Annotated in this window: 9 protein-coding genes; 2 read left to right on the top strand and 7 right to left on the bottom strand. The window is 52.5% G+C overall.

The window, feature by feature from the left end; all coding sequences use genetic code 11:
* Window positions 1-279: 279 nt before the first annotated feature.
* Entirely contained in the window at window positions 280-3,459 is a 3,180-nt protein-coding gene (locus CSR04_RS02265; protein WP_102794601.1) for a transglutaminase domain-containing protein, read from the top strand.
* A 44-nt stretch (window positions 3,460-3,503) separates the two neighbouring features.
* A complete protein-coding gene (locus tag CSR04_RS02260; protein ID WP_102794600.1) occupies window positions 3,504-4,343 on the top strand; it encodes a hypothetical protein in 840 nt (279 codons plus the stop codon).
* Between the two features lie 55 nt (window positions 4,344-4,398).
* Here the strand turns inward: CSR04_RS02260 and CSR04_RS02255 are convergent, their stop codons facing one another.
* The 7 genes from CSR04_RS02255 to CSR04_RS02225 all read right to left on the bottom strand — a co-directional run bounded on the left by CSR04_RS02255 (window position 4,399) and on the right by CSR04_RS02225 (window position 12,492).
* Complete coding sequence (locus CSR04_RS02255) at window positions 4,399-5,634, bottom strand: ABC transporter permease (protein WP_102794599.1); 1,236 nt, start codon at window positions 5,632-5,634, stop codon at window positions 4,399-4,401.
* On the bottom strand, window positions 5,631-6,818 hold the full coding sequence (locus CSR04_RS02250) for an efflux RND transporter periplasmic adaptor subunit (protein ID WP_102794598.1): 1,188 nt from the start codon (window positions 6,816-6,818) through the stop codon (window positions 5,631-5,633). The genes CSR04_RS02255 and CSR04_RS02250 overlap by 4 nt, the downstream gene beginning before the upstream one ends.
* Entirely contained in the window at window positions 6,815-7,963 is a 1,149-nt protein-coding gene (locus CSR04_RS02245; RefSeq protein WP_102794597.1) for an efflux RND transporter periplasmic adaptor subunit, read from the bottom strand. Before CSR04_RS02245 ends, CSR04_RS02250 begins: the two co-directional genes overlap by 4 nt.
* Entirely contained in the window at window positions 7,956-8,906 is a 951-nt protein-coding gene (locus CSR04_RS02240) for an HlyD family secretion protein (protein ID WP_102794596.1), read from the bottom strand. The genes CSR04_RS02245 and CSR04_RS02240 overlap by 8 nt, the downstream gene beginning before the upstream one ends.
* Window positions 8,897-9,574 (bottom strand): ABC transporter ATP-binding protein, encoded by a 678-nt coding sequence (locus tag CSR04_RS02235; protein ID WP_102794595.1) that lies wholly within the window; start codon window positions 9,572-9,574, stop codon window positions 8,897-8,899. The genes CSR04_RS02240 and CSR04_RS02235 overlap by 10 nt, the downstream gene beginning before the upstream one ends.
* Window positions 9,575-9,661: 87 nt before the next feature.
* Complete coding sequence (locus CSR04_RS02230; RefSeq protein ID WP_102794594.1) at window positions 9,662-11,044, bottom strand: M16 family metallopeptidase; 1,383 nt, start codon at window positions 11,042-11,044, stop codon at window positions 9,662-9,664.
* Complete coding sequence (locus tag CSR04_RS02225; protein ID WP_216362491.1) at window positions 11,041-12,492, bottom strand: M16 family metallopeptidase; 1,452 nt, start codon at window positions 12,490-12,492, stop codon at window positions 11,041-11,043. The genes CSR04_RS02230 and CSR04_RS02225 overlap by 4 nt, the downstream gene beginning before the upstream one ends.
* Window positions 12,493-12,556 lie beyond the last annotated feature (64 nt).

Below are 12,556 nucleotides of genomic sequence, written 5' to 3'. Positions count from 1 at the left end.
TGCCAATTTATAAATAACCAGTATCTTAGTGGCCAATTGACATGGTAGGTCAATAAACCAACAGCCTTAAAGGAATCGCTATGGCTCGTTTCACCATAATGTCTTTCTCTCCTCACTAGCCGCACCAGTCCGGCTTTATTCCCTGTAATCAAATTTAGCTAAATGCACGCTTGCTGCGTTTGGCTGGATCCTGCTGTGTGCCGTTCAGTGCCGCTGAACTGGCTGATAGTAGGTATTTGTTCGATCTGATATTTAACTGATTGTATTAAAAGGAAATTAATGATGAGTTTTATAAAGAACAAGGTGCCGCCGCGCTTTGCTGGCTTAGGCACCTGGCTGATTGCTGCCTGCATGACGTTCAGCCTGCAGGCGCAAGATACACTTGATGCCGAAGCTGAAGCCTTTGCTGCGGGTGAATTGCTGCCACTGCGCGCTATCGACAGGGGGACCTTGCCCAACTCCAACCTGCAAAAGCAGGTGGAATTACAAACCCTGACCGCGCTGGAACTGCAACAGCTGGCCTTGGACACGCAGTTTAGTCCGGCAGTGTTGTATGAGAAGCTGCCAGTAGAGCAACAGTCGGCATTACTGAACAGCATAAGTGCCGATACAGAAATTACACCGGATATTCAGGCCCTGGCTAATTCACTTAGCAAAGACCCGGTTAAGATTTACGCCCATTTCAGTAACAACTTTACCTTTGAGCCTTACTATTTCGGCGCGCTTAAAGGCGCCCAGGAAACCTTATATCAAAAGTCGGGCAACGATTTCGATATTGCCTCGGCCATGATTGCCACCTTGAGGGCCTCGGGTCTGCAGGCCAGATATGTGGTCGGTAAGATTCGCACGCCTGCCGCCAGTGGAGCCAAATGGATTGGTACCACTGATGCACTAACGGCTGGCAACATCCTGGCCACAGCGGGATATCAAAGTACTATATTTGGGGATGCGCAAGGACGTCCAACCCAACTGGAAACCCAGCATGTCTGGGTAGAGTATTATCACAGTGCTACTGCCAGTTGGATAGGGCTGGCCCCGGCCTTTAAAGACCATAGCCTTCCTCAGGGTCGCAATATCAGTATCGAGGCCGGTAACGATCCGCAAACCCTGATTAACCGAATGTCATCTGCAGGTATGCTGGCTAACGCCAATGGCATTATGCAGCCTGACCTGAACTTGGTTGATGAATACATTCAGGAAAACGAGCAGCGTACTGCCAGCCATCTTAGTGGTGCGCCGCAAACCCGCCTGAGCGATCTGGTTAAGCCACGCAAAGCCATTGTACGTAACATCAGTCAGCTTCCCAGCACCTTGCCCTTCAGCATTCAGGGTACGGTGAGCAGGCTGAATGAATTAAGCGACAGCCACCGTCAGCATGTGCAGGTGGCATTGCCCGGTTTGAGTAAGCGCCTGGCATTGCCTGCCGTCTTAGCCAAGCGACTAACGGTGGATTACATCGCTGCCACGCCAACGGACCAGAATAAAATCAACAGTTACGGTGGAATACTGAACACCCCTTACAAGGGCGTTAACCTAAAGCCGCAACTTAAACTGGATGGTGCGGTGATGGCGACCGGCAGTGCCGTGAGCGTGGGCAGTTACCAGACCATGACGGTGTCTTTCTTTAAAGGCAGTGCTGCGGCCGGGGCGGTGCAGCACAATGTCACCGCTGGTGGGGTGTATGCCGTTGCGCTGGACAGCCAGAAAGTCAGCGAGCAGAAGTTCAAGCGCACCCTGGACAAGCTGAATGTGCTGAAAAATACCCATAAGAACAACCTGCTGCACGAAGAATTTGCCGGTGAGCTGTTGCATATGCTGGGCATGTCTTACTACCGCCAGTTGGACAATGTCATTGACAATATGAGCGCCACCTCCGGCAGCTTTATCTTCCATCAGGTTTCTGAAGCCCTGGTGTCCATTGACCTGACTACCAGACTCAATGCCAGCGGCCAGCATATTATGTCGGTGGGGGAGCGGGGCATCGACGCACCACGCAATATCTACTCGCTGTTCTCTGCCAGCAATGCCGCAGATTTTAATGCTGCCGGTCTGCTGTTTTCTGTTGGTATGGCCGCTTCGGCGCTGGAACATGCGGTATTTGAAAAGACCATGGGCTGGCCATCCGTATCCACCATGTCAATTTTGCGGGCGGCGGCCAATCACGAGATCCCGGTTTACCGAATCAACCGCACCAATCTGGAAGCGGTTATGTCGCAACTGGAACTGACCGACACCTACAAAAACAGTATGCGTGCGGCGGTGAATGCTGGTCGGGTGGTGATCACACCCAAGTCCACCATAAAACAGGGTAAGTGGCGCGGCTTAGGTTACATTGTGCTTGACCCGGCCACCGGGGCGGCGGGCTACCTGATTAACGGCGGCCATGCCGGCGGAAAGCAAAGCTTTAAGCCCATGGATCTTCAACAGGCCGGCATAGTGTTTGTTAAAGATGTCGGTGCTGTAGCCTTGGCCTTTGCGCAAGGGGCAATATACGGCGATTTTAACCCTAATGCTTACAACAGCCCAATTCAGGGGGGCGCTGCCGCACTGGGTACTTTTGTCGCTGACTTTTTTATTGTTGGTGATATCCGAAATGTCGGTGTAACCACCTGGGATCTGGTTGTTAACGATGGCAGCTTTTCTGATGTGGCTCTGGCAGCGGTCGGGTTTATTCCTTTATTTGATCTGAGTAAAACCGGTTATAAGGTCAGCGACGCAGTAATCAGCAACTGGAACCTGAGTGCGGTGGAGTCCAGTTACCGTTCGGTGTCTGCCAATTCAACCAATCTGGTGGCCAGTCTTAGCAAGAATGCCGATATTACCTCTGCCAGTATAGGTAAGCTATCCGGGCGCTTTGATGCGGTGATTACCCAGGCCAGCCGCAATGGCATGAATTTCAGCAGCGTTACCGTAAAAGACGGCCAGGGCTATGCCAGAAGCCTGGGGATTAACCCGGACAATATGACCACAACCACCAAAGCGTTGCTGGGTGAAAAAGCAGCGATAGATTACAGTACCAAGCAGCGCGGTATGACCTGCTACTTCTGCAGCGGCACACCCAGTCAGAACGGCATTGACAGTATTTACAAAGATGCCCAGGGTAACTTTGTGATTACCGAGTCCAAGTTTATCGGTACTGGCAGTAATTTTGGGCTGGGTTCGTTAACCGGCTCTGGTGTCAACAAGCAGATGACTGATAACTGGCTGTTTGGTGCAAGGGGACAGGGGGGACCAGATAGTGCGCTATACAGAACTCCAGGTATGACTCAGCAACAAAAAGAACAGCTCGTTGCTGCTTATGGCGCAGGTAAAGTTCGTAAGCAAATTGTAGTGGTTACCGATCAACACCGTGGTTTGGGGGTGACCGAAGCTTTGAGCAAACATGCGGAATTTGGAGGTAGCGCTGCGAAGTCGAAACTTGACCATATTGTTGTTATTGAATTACCAATTCGACCTTAAGTTCAGATGGCGGCTGCTAAGCAGCCGCTTTAACTGGGATATTTATGCAAACCACTATTAGTCTATCTGAAGAGTTTAACTACCGACTGTATTGCACCGAGTACATGTTGAAAATAGACCCGGATCAGGCCCTTGACGATGCCAAGTTTTTTGTCTGGATGAGGATATCCGGCCTGCTGCTGGACAGTTCCTGTACACTGACGATATTGCAGCGCGACCAGGAAGCAACACAAAGACGTCAGCAGGGCCTGCAGGCAGCAAAAACCGCCATGGGTTACGCCAATGACAGAGAATATTACGATGGTCTGATAAATTGTCTGTGTCATGCCATGCTGGCAGGCAACCAGCAAGAGGCCAGCAGCTGGGCAGAGATTATTCTAAAAAGCAACCAGCCCGATTTACTGGAGAATGATTTCTTTTACCTGCCCTTTTATAAGCTGCTAAGCGCGTTGTGGCTGGACCGGGCGGTGGCCTGGACCGGGCATTTAACCGCAATCAGTAAAATGCAGCAGCGAAAAAAAACCTACTTTCCTCCTGGTACGACTGATGCGTTGCAGGCCATTGAGCGGGGCGATGCCGCGGCGGCCGCAACGGCGATTGATTTGATACTGGTGTGGCATAGCCAGAAAGCACGCAAGGTTGGCAGTTTTATACACAATGGTTCTACAGGCTTTATCTGCGACACGGCTACCCTGCTTTGTATTACCGCTTTATGGCGGGGCCTGTCGCTAAAGCCGCTACTTAAGCAGTGCCAGGACAACTTAAAGCTGATGCCGCAGGACCTCATTCATCGTCCGGAACTGTCCCCTAAATGTCGCTTTGTTCTGCCGGTGGATTATGTGCCGGACTATTTGCTGGCCCCCTGGAATAGTGACAGCAGCTAAAAAAGGCAGGGAGCTGACTGGTACTCCCTGCTTTTACCCGGCAATGCTTTGCGATCTAGTTATGCTGCAAGGCTTCAATAGGGTCTAATTGCGATGCCTTGACCGCCGGATAAATACCAAAACCCAGGCCAATAGCGGTACAGATACTGAAGGACAGAATAATCGCGGCCAGTGACCAGCTCACTGCCCAACCACTAAACAGGGCGATAACTTCCGACAGGCCAATTCCAAATAAAATCCCCAGCAGGCCGCCGACAATGGAAATGGTCAGGCTTTCTGCCACAAACTGCACGCGAATATCCCGGCAGGTCGCGCCAACCGCACGCAGCAGGCCGATTTCTGTGGTGCGCTCTAATACGGTGGCCAGCATAATATTCATAATGCCAATGCCGCCAACCAGCAGGGAAATACCCGCCACACAGGACATCACGATATTAAAAATCTGCTGGGTTTGCTTTTGCTGGGCCAGCAGAGCAGCCGGCACCAGCATATCGTAGTCGTCAATCTGGTTATGACGCTGTTCCAGTAACCTGTTAATGGCCTTAGCCGCCACCATAGGATCAGTGTCTTCGCTAATTTTCAGCTTCAGGCTGCTGATTTCGCTGTCCAGCCATTCGGCCGGAAACTTACGCATGGCAGTTTGCAAGGGAATAAACACCTGGTTTTGTTCACCGCCCAGCTTAATCCCCTGGAATTCTTCTTTACTCAGAAACGGGGCTTGCAGCACACCTACCACCTTAAACCACAAGTGGTTAATCTTGATATTCTGCCCCAGCGCATCGCCGAGCGGGAACAGCTGGGCAGCGGTATTGGCCCCCAGCAACGCCACCTGAGCCAGATGGCGCTCGTCTTCGTCATTCAGTACCCGGCCATCGGCCAGGTCCAGCTTACTCAGTTCAAAATAACTGGCACTGACCCCGACGGCTTCACCGTCGCTGCGCCCGGACAGGCTGAATAACTCGTAGGTGTCCAGTTTGCGTTGTGCGGCGAAATCGCTGACAAAGGGCAGGCTGGTGGTGGCAATTTCACCGTCACGCAAACTCAGGCCGCGGGAATGCTTACGCTGTTCCTGTAAGGCTTCCTGCTCGAATTCCCGCGCATTAATGATCAGATTGCGCAGGCCCATGCTGTCGATCATACGCAGGGCTTCACGTTCGGCCCCGGCCCCGATATTCAGCATGGCAATCACCGCGCCAACACCGAAAATCATTCCCAGCAGGGTTAAAAAGGTGCGCAGGGCATGCTGGCGCAGCTCTTCCAGGGTATCCAGCAACAACATCAGGTACTTCATGGCTGTGCATCCTTAACATTCACCAACGCCACCTCATCGCCCTCTTCCAGACCGCTGAGGATCTGAGCAAACGACAAACTGGTACGTCCTATCTGCACGGGAACAGGGTCGAAGCCACTGCCGTTTTTGCGATAAACAATATGCTGGTTTTGTTGGTTAAACAGGCTTTGCAGCGGCACCACCAGGCTGTCTGGTTGGTCCAGCACCTGAATCTTTGCTTCCACTTTCCGCCCTGGCACCAAAAGATCCCTGTTCTGCTGATTCAGGCTGACGGTTACTTCATAATATTTCTGCGGATCATTGCGGCGGATGCTGGATGGCATAGGCGCCACCGCTTCCACCTCGCCTTTCAGTTCGGTCTGCGGTTGTGCCACCAGATACAGGCTGACAGCCTGCCCCGGGGCCAGGCTTAGCGCTTCGGCTTCCAGTACAAAAAGCTTGGCCTTGATCAGGCTTAAATCTGGCAGTGTGGCAATTTTCGAGCCTGGCCACATAGTCTGCCCGACACTGGGTTTTTGCCCAGACCAGTCGGCATAATACACCAGGGTGCCATCATGGGGGGCTTTGACTTCCAGCAAATCCAAACTGCTGGTAAAAGACTCCAGGCGCTGTTGGTGCTGAGATTTTTGCATGGCCAGCAAGCCCAGCTCACCGGCGGAACTTTGCTGGAAGCTGTCGTCTTTCCAATGCAGATATTCCTGCTTGGCACCCAGATATTCCTTGTCCTGCAAAGACTCCAGTATTTCCAGTTTAGAGCGGATCTGCAGGTCTTCGATGGCGAACTGCTCGGCAAAGGTTTTTTCTTCTCCCACCAGTTCGATGTCTTTGCTGATAGCATCGCCCTGGGTACTGAGTTCGGCATCTTTTTCCTGAATATCCAGGTCGCTCAGGGCCATGCGGTGTTGTGACTGCTCTGCCCGTAATTGCAAGCTTTCGGCGTCAAAACGGGCAATCACGTCTCCTTTGCTGACCTGGCTAAACTCAGGAGCCAGCCAGGCCAGACTTTGTGGGCCATTACGAAAGGCCGGGGCCGTTACCATTTCTGAACGGGCCGCAAACAACTCACCACTGGCGGGCACCACCACAGACAAGGTTTGCTGACTGGCCTCGTACAAGGGAATTTGTTCTGTATCTTCACTGCAGGCACCAAGCAGTAACAGGGCAAAAGGCATCAGTTTTTTCATGGCAGCACCCAATCCCCTTCGCTCAGACCCTGATTAATCACAGCCTTACCCTGGGTCAGTGACGTGACTTCAACATCCTGGCGGGAGCCGTCGGCCAGCATAACCCAATAACCCTGCTCATCCTTTTTCACCAGTTGCTGAGGTAAGGTCAGGGCTTCATCAAAGGTTTGGGTATGAATTTTAACCCTGGCGGTCATACCGGGTCGCATACTGTCCAGATCGACCGTATCCAGCACGATGGCGGCATCAATAATACGCCGTTTATCCTGGCGCGACATATTGCGAAATACCTGGCCAAGGGACTCCACCTTGCCGCTGACCACCACTTCCTGACTACCGGACAGAATAACTTCAACGCTTTGGCCGGGTTTCACCTGACCACTGTCGGATTCACGTACCTGGGCAATCACCTGTAGCTGGTCGGGCTTGGCAATTTCCAATACCGCCTGGCCAAAATTAACCGATTCTCCTACCAGGGGCTTTTCACCATTCCAGTCTGCCTTGTACAGCACTATGCCGGCAAAAGGGGCATGGATCTGTAACTTGTCGATAGATTGCTGTAACTCGCGTACTTCCCCTTGCAGGCGCTCTACTTTACCGCTGGCCAGTTTAATGTTGCGGGCCTTGGAAGCATGATGGTGATTGAGTTTCTCCTTGGCCAGATGCAGATCAATTTGTGCGATTTTAAAGTCCAGTACGCTTTTTTGCCGTTCCAGTTCGGAACGGGAGTTATCAACGATGTCAGCCCGGCGTTTGGCTTTATCGTAATTCATCTGCATTTCTGCCAATTGCAGTTTTAATTCCTCGCCATCGGCTTCTTGCTTGAGAGTCTGGTTTTCCAGTTCTTTTTCTGCCGTGGCCAGCTCTGCCTGCTTGTCCAGCAACCGGTCTCTGACCTGTTTATCGTCAAAGGCCAGTACCAGTTGTCCTGCTTCAACCCGGCTGTTATCCGGTGCCATATGCTTGATCTGGAATTGCCACATGCGTTCCACCGCAGGTGGTGCCAACACCGCACTTTGCAGCGGTTTCAGCTCACCACTGGCTTCCACCAGATTGGTTAGTTTTTCCCGCTGTGCCTGTTGACCTTGTGGTGGACTGCAGGCGGTTAACAGGCCCAGCCACAGCAGCGATAGCCATTTATACATCCTGTTCTCCCTGCAGTTCCAATTGTGCACTCATACCCGGCAGCAAGGTCAGATTGTCCGGCACATCAAATTCAAAGGTGGCACGGAAATAGGCATCATTACCCCATTCGCGTCGTTGTTCGGGTTGTTGCGAGACATCCTTGAGTTTTGCCTCAAAGCGCCGCTGGGGGAAGGCATCCAGGCTCAACCAGGCAGCCTGGCCGGGTTGCAGTCTTGCCTGGTCGGCTTCGTGCACCCAGGCCTCTACATATAAACCGGAAATGGCCGGAATTTCGGCAATACGCCAACCGGGCTGGGCAGTTGCGCCGACAAACATTTTTTCACCATTCCAGGGGTGATCGGCATAGATAACCGGGCCGCTACGCTGGGCGGTTTGATTCATCAGGGTCAGCTTGTGGCGGTGGTAGGCCAGTTGCCGCTCATGGTTTTCAATTTTAAGTTGCTGCTTCTCCAGGGCGGTCTGGTGGCTGAATTTGGCCTGATCCAGCTTATCCACCGCTTTGGTTTTGGCAACCAGGGCCTTTTCCAGCTCCAACTGATACTTCTCATAATCAAAGGTGCTGTGTGTGCCCTTGGGTACCGACGCATCCAGCCGTGCTTTTTGTACCAGCAGCTCGGCTCTGTCCAGGCCCGACTGGGCTTCCAGTACTTTTAACTCTCCATCTGACTGCTGGCGAACCAGCTCTTCTCGGGCATTGATCAGGCTGACTTCTTCCTGATCAATACTGGCCTGAATACCACTGCCATCGAATACCACTACGGGATCGCCGACCTGGGCAACCTGACCTTCCTTCATCATCCAGTCGACCTGCACACGCCAGTTGTCGGTGCGTGGTGCATAAAACACCTGACTGTCTGCCGCCCTGACCTGACCTGTGAGTAATAAGGGGCTGGCCAGCAAGGGACATGACAACCAGGCCAGCAATAGAATTCTTAATTGCATAAGCTGTCCTCCACTACCAGACCGTCTTTCATGCGGATAACACGGCCGGCATGGGCGGCAATATCTTCCTCATGGGTGACCATGACGATGGTTTGCCCTTGTTTATGCAGCCCGGTTAGCAAAGCCATAATTTCTTCGGAAGTACGGGTATCCAGGTTGCCGGTGGGTTCGTCGGCAAAAATCACTTTGGGTTGATTGACCAGAGCCCTGGCAATAGCCACCCGCTGGCGCTGCCCACCGGACATTTCAAATGGTTTATGGTGAGCGCGATGACCAAGGCCCACCTGAGCGAGAATATCACTGGCACGCTGACGGGCATCCTGAATACTGATATCTGAATAACGTAGCGGCAGCATGACATTCTGCACCGCATTTAATCGCGGCAATAAATGGAATGTCTGGAAGATAAAGCCAATCTGGCGGTTACGGATCCCTGACAGGGATTCATCATCCAGGCTGGCGATATTCTGGCCTGCCAGCCGGTAATGGCCCTTGGTGGGGGAATCCAGGCAGCCGAGAATATTCATCAGGGTGGACTTACCTGAACCCGATGTACCCATAATGGCGACAAATTCATTTGCATCGATACGCAGCGACACATCATCCAGTGCCGTTACCTGGGTTTCCCCCCTGCCATAGATACGACTCAATTTTTCTACTTCAATCATCCCTGCGACTCGTGTGGGGCTGTCGGTGCAGCAACATATTGCAATCAAAGGCCGCCGGTGCACCAAGGCACCGGCAAGGCCCTGGCCTTAGAGGCCGTAAACAGATTTAAGTTCGGCAACCTGACCAAGCTGTTGCTGCACAGCGGGGTCACCTACTACGACCAGGGTCATTTTATCCAGCGGCAGGTACTTTGCCGCCAGTGCGGAAATCTGCTGCGGGGTCAAAGCATTCACCTTCTGCAAATAGGTTTGCAGATGAGACAGCGGCAGGCCATGACTCTTCAGGTTCCACAACTGGTTGATAATGGCGGTGCGCGATGAATTCTGCAACACATAAATGCCAGACAAATAGTTTTTAAAACCGTCTAATTCTTGTTTAGCGGGCGCTTCTGTTTGCAGGCGTTTTATCTCTTTTATGATCTCGGCGATGGCCGCGCCGGTTGACTCTGCCGTGACATCAGCACCCTCATACCAAAGGGCAGCACCCACACGTGTGGCCAGGCTGCTGTTTGGTGAGTAGGTGTAGCCCTTGTCTTCACGAATATTGGAGGTAATGCGACTGGAAAAAGCCCCCCCGAGCAGGGTATTCATGGTGGTCAGGCCGACAAAATCCGGGTGCGACGGGTCCACCACGGGTAAGCCCAGGCGAATAGTGGACTGTGGGGCCTGTTCTCTGGCAATAAACACTAGTTCGGCTTCGGCCTGAAGGCTGGGTTTGGTCAATGTCCGCGCCTGACCACCGGACATATCGGCAAAGGCCTGGCGCACCGCCTGCTCAGTGCTGGCTTCATCAAACTGACCTGATATATACAGATGGCTGCGTTTGGCCACAAGGTTAGTACTGACAAAGCTCTGTACATCGGCCAGGGTCAGTGCCTCGACCTTGGCTTCATCGGCAAATACATTGGCATAGGGATGGTCGCCATACACGGCACGGTAGAAGGCTTCGGTTGCCTGGCTCTGGGCCTGAGATTTATTGACTTTCAGGTCCCGCACAAAGTTGGCCACGGCCCGTTGCAAGTCGGCTTCAGCAAATTTCGGACGGATAGCCAGGTCGGCCAGCAGGCGCACTGCATCCGGGGCAAATTCGCTCAGGACATCCATTTGCAAAAAGCTGGCATTGGTGGCCACCGAGGTATTCACCTGCCCGCCCATCTCTGCTGCAGCTTCGGCGATTTGTTTGGCGTTGAGGGTTTGGCTGCCTTCGGTCAGCAACTGATAGCTGATATCCGATACGGCGTCTTTACCCTGGTCATCCACGTTGCCGGTGTCGGTAATCAGGCGCAGAGTGACCTTGGGCGTTTTGCCATATTGCACAAAGGTCACAGTTAGACCGTTGTCCAATTGAATGTCGCGGGTTTGGGTCAGATTAAAATCCTGGGGTTGCCCGCCTTGTGGTGGCAGTTCCTTGGCCTGAACATGAATGTTCAGCAACAGGGCGCCACACAGCATGTACAAAGCGTTTTTCATTGTTGTTCTCCTTGCGCGGTGGCCTGGGACGGGGCTTCACCCGGTGTCAGGGTCAAGATGGTGCGATTGCCCGGACGTAAATACTCTTTTACCGTGGCTTTAATCAGCTCAGGGGTAACGGCCTTGAAGTTGGCTTCCAGTTCGTTAATGCGTGCCGGGTTGTCATCGAACAGGGCGAAGCTGGCCAGCAGGTCCAGTTTGCCAAAGCCATAGAAGCCATCGATGTTGTCATACAGATCTGAACGCAGTTTCACCAAAGCGCGCTGAATATCTTTTTCATCTATGGGTTGTTCGGCCAGTCTGGCCACCACCGCATCCACTGCTGATACCAGGTCTTTTTCGCTGTGTTGCTCGTCATGGGTAAATGAGCTCATCCACAACATGGGGCCATTATAATTAAACATATTGCCCAGCAAGTAGTTGATACCCCCGCCCACATCACCTGTCACCTGGCGCTCTTTGACCAGTTCCTGATGCAGCAGACTGTCGTCTCCTTGTACCAGCAACTGGTCGATTATGCCCATAGCATAATATTCAGGTGTGTTACGTGGCGGCATTTTATAGGCGAACGCAAAGGCTGGTTTGGGCGCTAACCGGTCAAATTTGTTAAAGCGTTTCTCCTGCTCCTGACGCAGTTCGGTCAGATCTGGCTGGGCCGCCAGTTCAGCACTGGGAATGGCCCCAAAGTACTGTTTAATCATGGCCAAGGTAGTGTCTACCTCTACATCACCTACCACCACCACCACAGCATTATTGGGCGCGTAGTACATGTCGAAGAAGGCTTTTACGTCTTCCAGGGTGGCGGCATCCAAATCAGCCAGGTCACCGTAGAAGTTATGTGCGTTATACCAGTTATTGAAGGCGTATTGCGGCATATCCAGCCAGGGAAAACCGCCGTAAGGCTGGTTAAGAACGTTCACTTTCACCTCGTTCTTAACTACCCCTTGTTGGTTTGTCAGGTTTTCCTGGGTGATGGCCAGGCCCTTCATACGGTCAGCTTCGGCCCACAGCATGGTTTCCAGCTTGTGCGCCGGGACAATTTCAAAATAGTTGGTGTAATCGAAGCGGGTCGAACCGTTCAACACGCCGCCATTGTTTTGCACCAGACTGATAAATTCCATCTTGCCCAGATTTTCCGAGCCCTGAAACATCATATGCTCAAACAAATGGGCAAAGCCGGTTCTGTCTTTGGGCTCTATGCGAAAACCAATGTTGTAGTAAACGCCAATTGTGGCGATGGGGGCGGTGTCATCCGGTGAGATAACCACTTTTAAACCGTTGTCCAGCTTGCTGTAGTGAACGGGGACATTAAAACTCACAGGGCTGGACATTGATTGGGCTTTATCAGCCAGTTTTTCCGCCAGGGTGTTGGTACTGGTGTCTGCAGGCTTTGGGCTGCAACCCAGCATCAACATGGCCGCGGCGAGCGCAACGACTTTAGATGCCATAATTATTCCTTACTATTGTTATATGAGGCTGTTTGTCATTTGTCGGCGATGATAGTCAGGCCCA

The organism is Bowmanella denitrificans, assembly GCF_002887595.1.
GTDB classification, from domain to species: domain Bacteria; phylum Pseudomonadota; class Gammaproteobacteria; order Enterobacterales; family Alteromonadaceae; genus Bowmanella; species Bowmanella denitrificans.
This window is presented reverse-complemented; position numbering and strand designations above follow the sequence as displayed.